This window comes from Bacillus sp. SJZ110 (assembly GCF_006715455.1).
Taxonomy (GTDB): Bacteria; Bacillota; Bacilli; order Bacillales; family Bacillaceae; genus Bacillus; species Bacillus subtilis.
This window is the reverse complement of record NZ_VFNF01000005.1, coordinates 55,500-70,714: the sequence shown is the minus strand read 5'-3', so window position 1 is coordinate 70,714 and position 15,215 is coordinate 55,500. Positions and strand designations below refer to the sequence as shown.

General features: G+C 44.8%; 13 protein-coding genes and 1 riboswitch. Of the genes, 12 read left to right on the top strand and 1 reads right to left on the bottom strand.

Annotated elements, in window-relative coordinates; all coding sequences use genetic code 11:
• Nucleotides 1-15: 15 nt before the first annotated feature.
• From FB592_RS15085 to FB592_RS15025, 11 genes are all read left to right on the top strand, one after another.
• Nucleotides 16-2,373, top strand: a complete 2,358-nt coding sequence (locus FB592_RS15085) for an endonuclease MutS2 (RefSeq protein WP_014480503.1) — start codon at nucleotides 16-18, stop codon at nucleotides 2,371-2,373.
• A 14-nt stretch (nucleotides 2,374-2,387) separates the two neighbouring features.
• The gene (locus tag FB592_RS15080; protein WP_003237674.1) at nucleotides 2,388-2,792 is read left to right on the top strand and encodes a DUF350 domain-containing protein; all 405 of its coding nucleotides are present in this window, start codon (nucleotides 2,388-2,390) and stop codon (nucleotides 2,790-2,792) included.
• A gap of 188 nt (nucleotides 2,793-2,980) precedes the next feature.
• Nucleotides 2,981-4,663 (top strand): long-chain-fatty-acid--CoA ligase LcfA, encoded by a 1,683-nt coding sequence (gene lcfA / locus FB592_RS15075; RefSeq protein WP_141949727.1) that lies wholly within the window; start codon nucleotides 2,981-2,983, stop codon nucleotides 4,661-4,663.
• A 105-nt stretch (nucleotides 4,664-4,768) separates the two neighbouring features.
• Complete coding sequence (gene fadR, locus FB592_RS15070; protein WP_014477593.1) at nucleotides 4,769-5,353, top strand: fatty acid metabolism transcriptional regulator FadR; 585 nt, start codon at nucleotides 4,769-4,771, stop codon at nucleotides 5,351-5,353.
• Nucleotides 5,354-5,367: 14 nt separating this feature from the next.
• Nucleotides 5,368-6,144, top strand: a complete 777-nt coding sequence (locus FB592_RS15065; protein ID WP_021480269.1) for an enoyl-CoA hydratase — start codon at nucleotides 5,368-5,370, stop codon at nucleotides 6,142-6,144.
• A 14-nt stretch (nucleotides 6,145-6,158) separates the two neighbouring features.
• A complete protein-coding gene (gene etfB, locus FB592_RS15060; RefSeq protein ID WP_014480500.1) occupies nucleotides 6,159-6,932 on the top strand; it encodes an electron transfer flavoprotein subunit beta in 774 nt (257 codons plus the stop codon).
• Nucleotides 6,933-6,967: 35 nt separating this feature from the next.
• Nucleotides 6,968-7,945, top strand: a complete 978-nt coding sequence (gene etfA / locus FB592_RS15055) for an electron transfer flavoprotein subunit alpha (protein WP_004398999.1) — start codon at nucleotides 6,968-6,970, stop codon at nucleotides 7,943-7,945.
• 217 nt (nucleotides 7,946-8,162) lie between these two features.
• A complete protein-coding gene (abfB, locus tag FB592_RS15050; protein WP_015483534.1) occupies nucleotides 8,163-9,650 on the top strand; it encodes an alpha-L-arabinofuranosidase AbfB in 1,488 nt (495 codons plus the stop codon).
• 322 nt (nucleotides 9,651-9,972) lie between these two features.
• A complete protein-coding gene (gene trxA / locus FB592_RS15040; RefSeq protein WP_003222500.1) occupies nucleotides 9,973-10,287 on the top strand; it encodes a thioredoxin in 315 nt (104 codons plus the stop codon).
• A gap of 135 nt (nucleotides 10,288-10,422) precedes the next feature.
• Nucleotides 10,423-12,195 (top strand): excinuclease ABC subunit UvrC, encoded by a 1,773-nt coding sequence (gene uvrC, locus FB592_RS15035; RefSeq protein ID WP_038828019.1) that lies wholly within the window; start codon nucleotides 10,423-10,425, stop codon nucleotides 12,193-12,195.
• Nucleotides 12,196-12,259: 64 nt separating this feature from the next.
• Nucleotides 12,260-12,439, top strand: a riboswitch (Lysine riboswitch).
• 125 nt (nucleotides 12,440-12,564) lie between these two features.
• Nucleotides 12,565-13,791, top strand: coding sequence for an aspartate kinase (locus FB592_RS15025; RefSeq protein ID WP_032726339.1), 1,227 nt, complete (start codon nucleotides 12,565-12,567; stop codon nucleotides 13,789-13,791).
• Between the two features lie 43 nt (nucleotides 13,792-13,834).
• Here FB592_RS15025 and FB592_RS15020 read toward each other — a convergent pair whose 3' ends face one another.
• Nucleotides 13,835-14,281 (bottom strand): YslB family protein, encoded by a 447-nt coding sequence (locus tag FB592_RS15020; RefSeq protein ID WP_003222508.1) that lies wholly within the window; start codon nucleotides 14,279-14,281, stop codon nucleotides 13,835-13,837.
• A gap of 292 nt (nucleotides 14,282-14,573) precedes the next feature.
• On the opposite strand from FB592_RS15020, the gene sdhC reads away from it, so the two are divergent.
• Entirely contained in the window at nucleotides 14,574-15,182 is a 609-nt protein-coding gene (sdhC, locus tag FB592_RS15015) for a succinate dehydrogenase cytochrome B558 (protein WP_003222512.1), read from the top strand.
• Nucleotides 15,183-15,215: the final 33 nt, after the last annotated feature.

Below are 15,215 nucleotides of genomic sequence, written 5' to 3'. Positions count from 1 at the left end.
GAGGCTCACACAATCGTGCAGCAAAAAGTATTATCAGCTCTTGAATTTCATAAAGTGAAAGAACAGGTTATTGGGCATGCCGCTTCATCGCTCGGAAAAGAAATGCTTCTCGAGCTTAAGCCTTCTGCTTCTATAGACGAAATCAAAAAACAGCTGGATGAAGTAGACGAAGCTTCTGACATTATTCGGCTGAGAGGCCAAGCGCCATTTGGCGGCCTTGTAGATATCAGAGGAGCGTTAAGACGGGCGGAAATCGGCAGCGTTCTCAGTCCTTCTGAATTCACTGAAATCTCAGGCCTGCTTTATGCAGTTAAACAAATGAAACATTTTATCACCCAAATGGCTGAAGACGGTGTCGACATTCCGCTGATCCATCAGCATGCTGAACAGCTGATCACGCTGTCCGATTTAGAGCGGGACATTAATTCCTGCATCGATGATCACGGAGAAGTGCTTGATCATGCATCGGAAACATTAAGAGGAATCCGCACACAGCTCAGAACACTCGAATCAAGAGTCAGAGACCGGTTAGAGTCGATGCTGCGTTCCTCTTCCGCATCGAAAATGCTGTCTGATACGATTGTTACGATTCGGAATGACCGCTTTGTGATCCCGGTCAAACAGGAGTACAGATCCAGCTATGGAGGAATTGTGCACGACACCTCATCCTCTGGTGCGACACTATTCATTGAACCGCAGGCGATTGTAGATATGAACAATTCCCTTCAACAGGCGAAAGTGAAAGAAAAGCAAGAAATTGAACGGATTTTGCGTGTGCTGACAGAGAAAACGGCAGAGTATACAGAGGAGCTATTTCTAGATTTGCAAGTGCTGCAGACACTTGACTTTATTTTTGCAAAAGCTAGATATGCAAAAGCGGTTAAAGCAACAAAACCGATTATGAACGATACCGGCTTTATCCGTTTGAAAAAAGCCCGCCATCCATTGCTTCCGCCTGACCAGGTTGTTGCCAATGACATCGAGCTTGGCCGCGATTTTTCAACCATTGTCATCACAGGGCCAAACACAGGGGGGAAAACAGTCACCCTTAAAACGTTAGGCCTGCTAACCTTAATGGCGCAATCAGGTCTTCATATCCCGGCAGATGAAGGGTCAGAAGCGGCAGTATTTGAGCACGTATTCGCTGATATCGGTGATGAACAGTCGATTGAGCAAAGTTTAAGTACGTTCTCATCCCATATGGTGAACATTGTCGGCATTTTAGAACAGGTCAATGAAAACAGCCTTGTGCTTTTCGATGAACTTGGTGCAGGGACAGACCCGCAGGAGGGGGCGGCCCTCGCCATGAGCATCTTGGATGACGTGCATCGCACCAATGCACGAGTGTTAGCTACGACGCATTATCCGGAATTGAAGGCGTACGGCTATAACAGAGAAGGCGTCATGAATGCCAGCGTTGAATTTGACATCGAAACGCTGTCACCGACCTATAAACTTTTAATTGGTGTGCCGGGTCGAAGCAATGCTTTCGAAATTTCAAAACGCCTCGGGCTTCCGGACCATATCATCGGGCAGGCGAAGTCAGAAATGACGGCCGAGCATAACGAAGTCGATACGATGATTGCGTCGCTGGAACAAAGCAAAAAACGTGCGGAAGAAGAGCTTTCTGAGACAGAATCAATCAGAAAAGAAGCGGAAAAACTGCATAAAGAGCTGCAGCAGCAAATCATCGAGCTTAACAGCAAAAAAGACAAAATGCTTGAAGAGGCAGAACAGCAGGCTGCTGAAAAAGTAAAAGCGGCAATGAAAGAAGCCGAGGACATTATTCATGAATTGCGCACCATAAAAGAAGAACACAAATCCTTCAAGGATCACGAGCTGATTAACGCGAAGAAACGGTTAGAAGGCGCTATGCCGGCTTTTGAAAAGTCCAAGAAACCGGAAAAACCGAAAGCGCAAAAACGCGACTTTAAGCCTGGCGACGAGGTGAAAGTCCTCACTTTCGGGCAAAAAGGAACATTGCTCGAAAAAACAGGCGGCAATGAATGGAATGTTCAAATCGGTATTTTAAAGATGAAAGTAAAAGAAAAAGATCTGGAGTTTATCAAATCAGCTCCGGAGCAAAAAAAAGAAAAAATCATTACAGCGGTCAAGGGAAAGGACTATCACGTATCGCTTGAACTTGATCTCCGCGGCGAACGCTATGAAAATGCCCTCAGCCGGGTTGAAAAATACTTGGATGATGCGGTGTTAGCCGGATATCCAAGAGTGTCAATCATCCACGGAAAAGGAACCGGCGCTTTAAGAAAAGGCGTACAGGATCTTCTGAAAAACCACCGCAGCGTCAAAAGTTCCCGTTTCGGTGAAGCAGGTGAGGGAGGATCAGGCGTTACGGTTGTTGAACTAAAATAAAAGGGAGTATGGCCATGAGTGATTTTTGGGAAAACGAGCTTGTGGAAATCGCGGCATATTACAGTGTCGCGGTTCTCTGCCTCGTCCTCTTTTTGACTGTGTTTGAGCTGGTGACGGCTTATAAAAACTGGGAAGAGATTCAAAAAGGAAATCTTGCGGTGGCAATGGCGACCGGCGGAAAAATTTTGGGAATCGCAAACGTATTTCAGCATTCCATCTCCCAGCATAATTCGCTGCTGCAAATGATCGGCTGGGGCGTTTACGGGTTTGTTATGCTTCTGATCAGCTACTTTATTTTTGAGTTTTTGACTCCGCGGTTTAAAATTGATCAGGAAATCGAAAATGATAACCGGGCTGTCGGCTTTATTTCATTTGTCATTTCTGTCGGGCTTTCATTTGTGGTGGCAGCCGGAATATAAGGGGACGGAGAATAGATGGAAAAGCTTGCGAAAATACTGCTCGCCGCGGCGGGAATCTTTTTGTTAATTGGTCTTATATATCTGTTCATATTATGAGAAAAAGAAAGATTTACCTTTCTTTTTCTTTTTTTTGCCGTCCATCTGCTATAATGATAAGGTGGATCTCTAAAATCGAAAGGGGAGGTTTTATGCAGTCTCAAAAGCCGTGGCTTGCCGAGTATCCCAACGATATCCCGCATGAGCTTCCGTTGCCGAATAAAACCCTGCAATCCATCCTGACAGACTCCGCCGCACGATTCCCTGATAAAACCGCAATATCGTTTTATGGAAAAAAACTCACCTTTCATGACATTCTGACGGATGCTCTTAAACTTGCAGCTTTTTTGCAGGTCAATGGCCTGCAAAAAGGAGACAGAGTGGCTGTTATGCTGCCCAATTGCCCGCAAACAGTGATTTCTTATTATGGCGTCTTGTTTGCCGGTGGCATCGTGGTGCAGACGAATCCGCTTTATACCGAGCATGAGCTTGAATACCAGCTTAGAGATGCTCAGGTAAGTGTAATCATCACCTTAGATTTGCTTTTCCCGAAGGCAATAAAAATGAAAACGTTATCAATAGTCGACCAGATTTTGATAACCAGCGTAAAAGACTATTTGCCTTTTCCGAAGAATATTCTTTACCCGCTGACGCAAAAACAAAAAGTGCATATCGACTTTGACAAAACAGCTAACATTCACACGTTCGCTTCCAGTATGAAGCAGGAAAAAACTGAACTCCTGACAATCCCGAAGATCGATCCTGAGCATGATATCGCTGTCCTCCAGTATACCGGAGGAACAACCGGAGCTCCAAAAGGGGTCATGCTCACGCACCAAAATATTTTGGCAAATACTGAAATGTGCGCCGCTTGGATGTATGACGTGAAAGAAGGCGCTGAAAAAGTGCTGGGCATCGTCCCGTTTTTTCATGTCTACGGACTGACGGCAGTCATGAACTATTCGATTAAACTAGGCTTCGAAATGATTCTTCTTCCTAAGTTTGATCCGCTCGAAACACTTAAAATCATCGACAAACACAAACCGACGCTCTTTCCTGGCGCACCGACAATTTACATTGGCCTTTTGCATCACCCCGAATTGCAGCATTATGATCTGTCATCCATTAAAAGCTGTCTTAGCGGATCAGCCGCGCTCCCTGTGGAGGTAAAGCAGAAATTTGAAAAGGTGACTGGCGGAAAGCTTGTGGAAGGCTATGGTTTGTCTGAGGCATCCCCAGTGACGCACGCCAATTTTATCTGGGGAAAAAACAAGCCGGGCAGTATCGGCTGTCCTTGGCCAAGTACGGACGCTGCGATCTATTCTGAAGAGACGGGTGAGCTTGCCGCTCCGTATGAGCATGGAGAAATCATTGTAAAAGGTCCGCAAGTCATGAAAGGATACTGGAATAAACCAGAGGAAACCGCCGCAGTGCTGAGAGATGGCTGGCTGTTCACCGGGGACATGGGCTATATGGATGAAGAAGGCTTTTTCTATATTGCTGACAGGAAGAAGGATATCATCATTGCCGGCGGTTACAATATTTACCCGCGTGAGGTAGAAGAAGCGCTTTATGAACATGAAGCCATACAGGAAATTGTTGTTGCAGGCGTTCCCGATTCCTACAGGGGAGAAACAGTAAAAGCATTTGTCGTATTAAAGAAAGGCGCAAAAGCCGATGCAGAAGAACTGGACGCTTTTGCGAGATCACGTCTAGCTCCCTATAAGGTGCCCAAAGCCTATGACTTCAGAAAGGAGTTGCCGAAAACGGCGGTGGGAAAAATTTTAAGAAGGCGTTTACTTGAAGAAGAAACCGAAAATCATCATATCAAATAAAAAAAAGAGAACGCCTATGAATAAACTTGACAAACCTGAAAATCCTTCTTATCATGAAATTATGAATGAATAGTCATTCATTTCTATAGGAAGGAACGATGAACATTGAAGCAAAAACGGCCAAAGTATATGCAGATTATTGATGCAGCAGTAGAAGTCATTGCAGAAAACGGCTACCACCAGTCACAGGTATCCAAAATTGCCAAACAAGCCGGAGTAGCGGACGGCACCATCTATCTCTATTTTAAAAACAAAGAAGATATTTTAATTTCTCTTTTCAAAGAAAAAATGGGTCAATTTATTGAGCGGATGGAAGAGGACATTAAAGAAAAAGCAACAGCGAAAGAGAAATTGGCGCTTGTGATTTCAAAGCATTTTTCCCTTTTAGCGGGTGACCATAATCTCGCAATTGTCACGCAGCTTGAGCTCCGCCAATCCAACTTGGAGCTGCGCCAAAAAATCAACGAAATATTAAAAGGCTACTTAAATATTTTGGATGGCATTTTGACGGAAGGCATACAATCAGGCGAATTAAAAGAAGGCCTCGACGTCCGCCTCGCCCGGCAGATGATTTTTGGAACGATTGACGAAACCGTGACAACATGGGTGATGAATGACCAAAAGTACGATCTCGCTGCGCTTTCTGACAGCGTTTTAGAATTATTGGTGTCCGGAATTCATAATAAGTAAAGGAGTTCTGTCCTATGAATGCAATATCACTGGCAGTTGATCAATTTGTGGCAGTTTTGGCGATTCACAATCCGCCGGCAAATGCGCTTTCCAGCCGGATATTAGAAGAGCTGTCTTCCTGTCTTGATCAATGTGAGACAGATGCAGGCGTACGAAGCATTATCATTCACGGCGAGGGAAGATTTTTCTCAGCCGGCGCTGATATTAAAGAATTTACATCGCTTAAAGGCAATGAGGATTCCTCATTGCTCGCTGAGCGCGGCCAGCAGTTAATGGAGAGAATCGAAAGCTTTCCAAAACCGATTATCGCAGCGATTCACGGCACTGCTCTCGGAGGCGGGCTGGAGCTTGCGATGGCCTGTCATATCAGAATTGCAACAGAAGATGCTAAGCTGGGGCTCCCGGAGCTTAATCTCGGTATCATTCCAGGTTTTGCGGGGACACAGCGCCTTCCGAGATATGTCGGTACAGCCAAAGCATTAGAGCTCATCGGATCAGGAGAACCGATATCCGGAAAAGAAGCGCTTGATCTCGGACTTGTCTCAATTGGAGCGAAAGATGAGGCAGAAGTGATTGAAAAAGCAAAGGCACTTGCCGCTAAGTTTGCAGAGAAAAGCCCGCAAACGCTGGCATCTTTGCTTGAACTTCTCTATTCCAACAAGGTGTATTCCTATGAAGGCAGCTTAAAGCTTGAAGCAAAGCGATTTGGGGAAGCATTTGAGTCAGAGGACGCCAAGGAAGGCATCCAGGCATTTCTCGAAAAAAGAAAGCCTCAGTTCAAAGGCGAATAAAAGGGGATATGATCATGAATCTATTTGTACTGATGAAACGGACGTTTGACACAGAAGAAAAAATCGTCATTGAAACAGGAAAGATTCAGGATGACGGAGCGGAATGGATTATTAATCCATATGATGAGTACGCGATAGAAGAAGCCATCCAGCTGAAGGAAAAGCATGGCGGCACGATCACCGCCGTCACGGTCGGCGGTGAAGAAGCGGAGAAAGAATTGCGTACGGCGCTTGCCATGGGTTGTGACCAAGCTGTTTTAATCAACATAGAAGATGATCTTGAAGAACCCGACCAATATTCCATTTCTCAAGTTTTATACCACTATATGAAGGATCAGGAGTTTGATTTGATTCTCGGCGGAAATGTTGCCATTGACGGAGGATCAGGACAAGTGGCGCCTCGGCTTGCCGAGCTACTGGACATTCCATGTATCACTACGATCACCAAACTCGAAATCAACGGCACTGATGCAGAAGCAGAAAGGGACGTTGAAGGGGATGTTGAAAAAATCAAAACGACGCTCCCATTGCTTGTCACAGCTCAGCAGGGCTTAAACGAGCCGCGCTATCCATCGCTTCCGGGAATTATGAAGGCTAAGAAAAAGCCGCTTGAAGAGCTTGAACTTGATGATCTTGACCTGGACGAAGAGGATGCTGAACCAAAGCTGAAAACCATTGAACGTTTTCTGCCGCCGAAAAAAGAAGCCGGGAAGCTTCTCCAAGGTGAGCCTGCTGAACAGGCAAAAGAGCTTGTTTCATTGCTCCGCAGCGAAGCTAAAGTCATTTAAAGCTTGGACATTCAAAGAAACAGGGGGATGTTAGAATGGGAAAAAAAGTGATCGTGCTTGGAGAAATACGCGATGGGGAATTGCGGAATGTCACCTTTGAAGCAATAGCTGCAGGAAGAACCATTTCAGGAGATGGGGAAGTCATCGGTGTTCTCATCGGTGAAAATGTACAAAGCATTGCACAAGAGCTTATTCATTACGGAGCAGATAAAGTTCTTACCGCTGAGGACCCGAAGCTGAAAACATACACGGCAGACGGGTACAGCCAGGTCATGAGAGGTGTTATCGAGCAAGAAAATCCTGATTCAGTCATCTTCGGGCATACGGCAATGGGCAAGGATCTTTCACCGAAGCTTGCTGCCCGTCTGCAAACAGGCTTAATTTCTGATGCTATAGATGTAAGCGTTACCGGAGGGAATGTTGTGTTCACACGGCCGATTTACTCGGGGAAAGCTTTTGAACGCGTCATTTCAACCGATCCGATGATCTTTGCAACAATTCGCCCCAATAACATTCAAGCTTCAGAAAAAGACACCAGCAGATCGGGGAGCATCGAAAGCATTGATGTTTCTCTTACTGACCTCCGCACTGTTATCCAAGAGGTCGTGAAAAAAACAGCTGACGGCGTTGATCTCTCCGAAGCAAAAATTATCGTTGCGGGCGGCCGAGGAGTCAAAAGCAAGGAGGGATTTCAGCCTCTGCAGGAGCTTGCAGAGGTGCTAGGGGCCGCAGTCGGGGCTTCTCGCGGGGCATGTGACGCTGATTATTGCGATTATGCTCTCCAAATCGGGCAGACCGGGAAAGTCGTCACTCCGGATTTGTACATTGCATGCGGCATTTCCGGCGCCATCCAGCATTTGGCCGGCATGTCAAACAGCAAGGTGATCGTCGCCATCAATAAAGACCCCGAAGCCGATATCTTTAAAATAGCGGATTACGGCATCGTTGGTGATTTATTTGAAGTTGTCCCGTTATTAACTGAGGAATTCAAACAATTGAATATACACTCATAAAGGAAATCCCGGACTTTAAAAGTTCGGGATTTTTTCATATTTATAAATACATACGTACAAATATAAAAACAATAGAAAATTTCGTTGACATGTACGAACATATATAATATGGTTACTTTAAAAGCGCTTACATTCATGCTGACTCCTCAGGCAAAAGACAGATCACATATTTGACTGTGGTGCTTTTCATATCCGTATGAAAGGAATGATCAGAGGCATGTCTGAACATCAAGCAGTGATTCAAACAGATATCGTAAAAGGAACCATTAACAAAAATATATACGGTCATTTTGCTGAGCATTTAGGAAGAGGGATTTATGAGGGGATCTGGGTCGGAACGGACTCAGACATCCCCAATATCAACGGGATACGAAAGGACGTGCTGGAGGCGCTCAAACAGCTGCACATTCCTGTCCTCAGGTGGCCGGGCGGGTGTTTTGCGGACGAATACCATTGGGCAAACGGTGTCGGTGACCGTAAGACAATGCTGAACACTCACTGGGGCGGTACAATTGAATCAAATGAATTCGGAACGCATGAATTTATGATGCTTTGCGAGCTGCTTGAATGCGAGCCATATATTTGCGGCAATGTCGGAAGCGGAACCGTTCAGGAAATGGCGGAGTGGATTGAGTATATGACATTTGAAGAAGGCACGCCGATGTCAGACTGGAGAAAGCAAAATGGAAGAGAAGAACCTTGGAAGCTGAAATATTTCGGCGTGGGCAATGAAAACTGGGGCTGCGGCGGCAACATGCATCCCGAATACTACGCAGATCTGTACCGGCGTTTTCAGACTTATGTCCGCAATTACAGCGGGAATGACATTTATAAAATTGCAGGCGGCGCAAATGTGGATGATTTTAATTGGACGGACGTGCTTATGAAAAAAGCCGCTGGCCTGATGGACGGGTTGAGTCTTCATTATTACACGATTCCGGGGGATTTCTGGAAGGGCAAAGGATCAGCCACAGAATTCACGGAAGATGAATGGTTTATTACGATGAAAAAAGCCAAATACATCGATGAATTGATTCAAAAACACGGCACGATTATGGACCGGTACGATCCGGAGCAGCGGGTCGGGCTGATTATTGATGAATGGGGCACGTGGTTTGATCCCGAGCCAGGCACGAATCCCGGTTTCTTATATCAGCAAAACACCATTCGTGATGCACTGGTGGCGGCTTCTCATTTCCACATTTTCCATCAGCATTGCCGCCGGGTGCAAATGGCCAACATCGCCCAAACAGTAAATGTTCTTCAAGCGATGATTTTGACTGAGGGAGAGCGGATGCTTTTGACACCGACGTACCATGTATTCAATATGTTTAAGGTGCACCAGGACGCTTCTCTTTTAGCCACAGAGACAATGTCTGCCGACTATGAATGGAACGGTGAAACGCTTCCGCAAATCAGCATTTCAGCGTCGAAACAAGCTGAAGGCGATATCAATATCACAATTTGCAACATCGATCACCAAAACAAAGCAGAGGCGGAAATCGAGCTGAGGGGCCTACACAAGGCAGCGGACCATTCCGGGGTCATTCTTACGGCAGAAAAAATGAATGCGCATAACACGTTTGACGATCCTCATCATGTCAAACCGGAATCCTTCAGACAATACACGCTCAGCAAAAACAAACTGAAAGTAAAACTCCCGCCAATGTCAGTCGTCTTACTTACGCTGCGTGCTGATTCTTAATCGCGCAAGAGCGCCGGAGCTTCATGCCGGCGCTCTTTTTCAGGTTTTAAAACAGCTCCGGCAGGGCATGGTAAAGTACATGACAGTGAAGAGGAGATGTGATCCTATGCTTCGTACCATTTTAATGATTATTGGGGCAATTGTAGTGATCGGGGCCATTATCAGATTTGTGTTTTAAAAAAAGAGCATATCCCATTCAACCATATAAAAATGAGTAAACCGGCTGTGATCAGGAAAAAATAATTTGTAAGCATTAAAATAGCGTGAACGAATGGGAGATGCTATACTAAAAATCATCATTTCACATTGGAGGAATTCAATAATGGCTATCGTAAAAGCAACTGATCAATCTTTCTCAGCTGAAACAAGCGAAGGCGTCGTACTGGCAGACTTCTGGGCTCCTTGGTGCGGACCTTGTAAAATGATTGCACCTGTTCTTGAAGAATTGGATCAAGAAATGGGAGACAAACTGAAAATCGTAAAAATCGATGTAGACGAAAACCAAGAAACTGCCGGAAAATACGGCGTTATGAGCATCCCGACTCTTCTTGTGTTAAAAGACGGCGAAGTAGTTGAAACTTCAGTCGGCTTCAAACCAAAAGAAGCGCTTCAAGAGCTTGTAAACAAACATCTTTAATTTTCCGCTGCTTACATGCCAGAGCGATTCCGATTGAGGGATCGCTTTTTTTATTCGCCAATTGTGAACCATAGAGAAAAACAAACGTTCGTGTTAAACTGGAAATAAAGGATTAAACATAAGGAAGGGTAACATATGAACAAACAACTGAAAGAAAAACTCGCCCTCCTTCCTGATCAACCGGGTTGTTATCTCATGAAGGACCGGCAGCAGACTGTGATCTACGTAGGGAAAGCAAAAGTGCTGAAAAACAGAGTGCGCTCCTACTTCACCGGTTCTCACGACGCGAAAACCCAAAGGCTTGTGACGGAAATCGAGGATTTTGAATATATCGTGACGTCCTCCAATCTTGAAGCGCTTATTTTAGAAATGAATCTGATCAAAAAGCATGATCCGAAATACAACGTCATGCTCAAAGACGACAAAACCTATCCTTTCATAAAACTCACCCATGAACGCCACCCAAGGCTGATTGTCACCCGCAATGTCAAAAAAGACAAAGGGCGCTATTTCGGGCCGTATCCGAATGTACAGGCAGCAAGGGAAACAAAAAAACTGCTCGACCGTCTGTATCCTCTCAGAAAATGCTCCAAGCTCCCGGACAGAGTGTGCCTTTACTATCATCTGGGCCAATGCCTCGCTCCGTGTGTAAAGGATATTTCCGAAGAGACGAACAGAGAGCTGGTTGAAAGCATTACACGTTTCTTAAGGGGCGGCTATAATGAGGTCAAAAAAGAGCTTGAAGAGAAAATGCATGAAGCTGCTGAGAATCTTGAGTTTGAACGAGCAAAAGAGCTTCGTGACCAAATTGCCCATATTGAATCAACGATGGAAAAACAAAAAATGACGATGAACGATCTAGTCGACCGTGATGTATTCGCGTACGCGTACGATAAGGGCTGGATGTGCGTGCAGGTCTTTTTCATCCGCCAAGGAAAGCTCATTGAACGCGATGTCAGCATGTTCCCGCTTTATCAGGAAGCAGATGAAGAGTTCCTCACGTTCATCGGGCAGTTCTATTCAAAAAACAACCACTTCCTTCCGAAGGAGATTTTAGTTCCGGACAGCGTAGATCAATCCATGATCGAGCAGCTGCTGGAAACAAACGTTCACCAGCCGAAGAAAGGCCCGAAAAAAGAACTGCTCATGCTTGCCCATAAAAATGCGAAAATCGCATTGAAAGAAAAATTCTCTTTAATCGAACGCGACGAGGAGCGTTCAATCGGGGCTGTGCAGAAACTAGGTGAGGCATTAAATATTTATACGCCGCACAGAATTGAAGCGTTTGATAACTCAAACATACAGGGGACAAACCCGGTTTCCGCGATGATTGTGTTTATCGACGGCAAACCATACAAAAAGGAATACCGCAAATATAAAATCAAAACCGTTACAGGGCCGGATGATTACGGTTCTATGAGAGAGGTTGTCAGAAGACGCTATACGAGAGTGCTTCGTGAGAATCTGCCGCTGCCCGATCTGATTATCATTGACGGAGGAAAAGGGCAGATCAACGCAGCAAGGGATGTCATTGAAAATGAACTCGGCTTGGATATCCCGATCGCCGGTTTAGCGAAAGATGAAAAACACAGAACCTCAAATTTACTGATCGGTGAGCCGCTGGAGGTGGTGTATCTGGAACGAAACAGCCAGGAATTTTACCTCCTGCAGCGCATTCAGGACGAGGTGCACCGTTTTGCAATCAGTTTTCACAGGCAAATCCGCGGAAAAAGCGCGTTTCAATCCGTTTTGGACGACATCCCGGGTATCGGAGAGAAAAGAAAGAAAATGCTGTTAAAGCATTTCGGTTCCGTTAAAAAAATGAAGGAAGCAAGCCTTGAGGACATCAAAAAAGCCGGTGTTCCTGCAGCGGCGGCTCAGCTCCTTTACGACAAATTGCAAAAATAATGTTGTCCTTTTAAATAAGATCTGATAAAATGTGAACTAATTTCATAGTTAGATCGTGTTATATGGTGAAGATAGAGGTGCGAACTTCAAGAGTATGCCTTTGGAGAAAGATGGATTCTGTGAAAAAGGCTGAAAGGGGAGCGTCGCCGAAGCAAATAAAACCCCATCGGTATTATTTGCTGGCCGTGCATTGAATAAATGTAAGGCTGTCAAGAAATCATTTTCTTGGAGGGCTATCTCGTTGTTCATAATCATTTATGATGATTAATTGATAAGCAATGAGAGTATTCCTCTCATTGCTTTTTTTATTGTGGACAAAGCGCTCTTTCTCCTCACCCGCACGAACCAAAATGTAAAGGGTGGTAATACATGGGTCTTATTGTACAAAAATTCGGAGGCACTTCCGTCGGCTCAGTCGAAAAAATTCAAAATGCGGCAAACCGCGCAATTGCAGAAAAACAGAAAGGCCATCAAGTCGTTGTCGTCGTTTCAGCAATGGGAAAATCCACTGACGAATTGGTCAGCCTTGCAAAAGCTATTTCTGACCAGCCGAGCAAACGCGAAATGGATATGCTGCTGGCGACAGGCGAGCAGGTCACGATTTCACTCCTTTCAATGGCATTGCAGGAAAAAGGCTATGACGCTGTGTCTTATACTGGCTGGCAGGCGGGAATCCGTACGGAGGCCATTCACGGAAACGCCAGAATTACAGATATCGACACTTCGGGTTTAGCAGACCAGCTTGAAAAAGGAAAAATTGTCATTGTTGCAGGATTCCAAGGCATGACAGAGGATTGTGAAATTACGACATTGGGCCGGGGCGGTTCAGATACAACAGCAGTTGCTTTGGCTGCCGCTTTAAAAGCTGATAAATGTGACATATACACAGACGTGCCAGGCGTGTTTACAACCGATCCGCGCTATGTGAAATCAGCGAGAAAACTTGAGGGCATCTCATACGATGAAATGCTTGAGCTTGCCAATTTAGGCGCCGGTGTTCTTCATCCGAGAGCAGTTGAGTTCGCGAAAAATTACCAAGTGCCGTTAGAAGTGCGTTCAAGTACAGAAACCGCAGCGGGAACATTAATTGAGGAGGAATCTTCCATGGAACAGAATTTAATTGTCAGAGGCATTGCATTTGAAGATCAAATCACAAGAGTAACCATTTACGGGCTGACTAGCGGCCTGACAACTTTGTCTACTATTTTTACGACACTTGCCAAAAGAAACATAAACGTGGATATCATTATCCAAACGCAGGCCGAGGACAAGACTGGAATTTCCTTCTCTGTCAAAACAGAAGATGCAGACCAAACCGTTGCAGTGCTTGAAGAGTATAAAGACGCGCTGGAATTTGAGAAAATCGAGACAGAAAGCAAATTGGCTAAAGTATCCATTGTTGGATCCGGCATGGTCTCAAATCCTGGTGTAGCGGCTGAAATGTTTGCTGTACTGGCGCAAAAAAACATTTTAATCAAAATGGTCAGCACATCTGAAATCAAAGTGTCAACAGTCGTAAGCGAAAATGACATGGTGAAAGCAGTCGAGTCGCTTCACGATGCATTTGAGCTTTCAAAACACCCTTCAGCTGTGTAATGACAATCAAAAAGGCGGGACTATGCAGTCACCGCCTTTTTGATTACACTGGGTCTTTCATATCCCATTTCACAGTCAGAACCACTTTATCGGCTCTCTTTTTCACTTGTTCATATGATTCGGCAATCTGATCATTCATCAATTGAATTTGTTCAGCGATAAAACCAGCCTCCAGCTGAAAGCATGGTTCTTTCTGATGTTTAAGCCGGTTGGAAATGATCGGCCCTTCAAGTTCAAATTCAAGCTCCTGTTTTTTAGCGCTTACGTTGGTGAGGGTTCCCCAGCCAGCTTCTTCAAAGAAGGCCGGAAATTCCTCCCATGATTCAAGAGGAAACTTACGGGCGAGATGTTTTCCTGCCCAATACATCATGGAAGAGTAATCTTGGCCAAGCATATCTGGGAGAACGATCTCTCGTATTAGTTCGTAGGCATAGGCGTTCATTTCAATTTCTTTTAGGTTGTCAATAGATGCTTCAAATTTAGACTTCATATCTGTCTCCCCTCTCTCCTGCGTATATTATAGCTCAAACAGGGGGGAGGATTACAGAATGATCCTGTAATTCTTATGAAAAATTAAGCAAGAAATATATATTGATAAAATAAAATTTTTCAATCAACTAATCAATTCGGAAAATTATAATTTATGTACGCGTTTTCTTGACGCCCTTTTGAGGGAGGAGTAAAATGAAATTGTCAATAAATCTTAATAAAGTGCTTACAATTGAAAGAAGTGGGGGAAGAGATTTAGCACATTTCGCACTTATCAAACAGGGGGTAAAGTAATGTCTGGGAACAGAGAGTTTTATTTTCGAAGATTGCATTCCTTGCTTGGCGTCATACCGGTCGGCATCTTTCTCATTCAGCATTTAGTCGTCAACCAGTTTGCCGCAAGGGGCGCTGAAGCATTCAATAGCGCTGCTCATTTTATGGATAGTCTGCCTTTCAGGTATGCCTTGGAAATTTTTATTATCTTCTTACCATTAATTTATCATGCAGTTTATGGTGTGTACATAGCGTTTACTGCGAAAAATAACGCAGGTCAATACAGCTACATGAGAAACTGGCTATTCGTCCTGCAGCGTGTAACCGGTATCATCACCCTCATTTTCGTCAGCTGGCACGTGTGGGAAACCCGCATTGCCGCGCAAATGGGTGCTGAGGTCAATTTCGACATGATGGCGAATATTTTGAGCTCTCCGGCTATGCTTGGTTTTTACATTGTCGGTGTTTTATCAACAATTTTCCACTTCTCGAACGGTTTATGGTCTTTCGCTGTTACATGGGGCATCACGGTAACGCCTCGTTCTCAAAGAATTTCGACATACGTTACGCTGATTATTTTTGTTGCACTGTCATACGTAGGCTTAAAAGCGATTTTCGCATTTGTTTAAGAGTACTAGATTACTAGAGGGAGAGGGGCTATC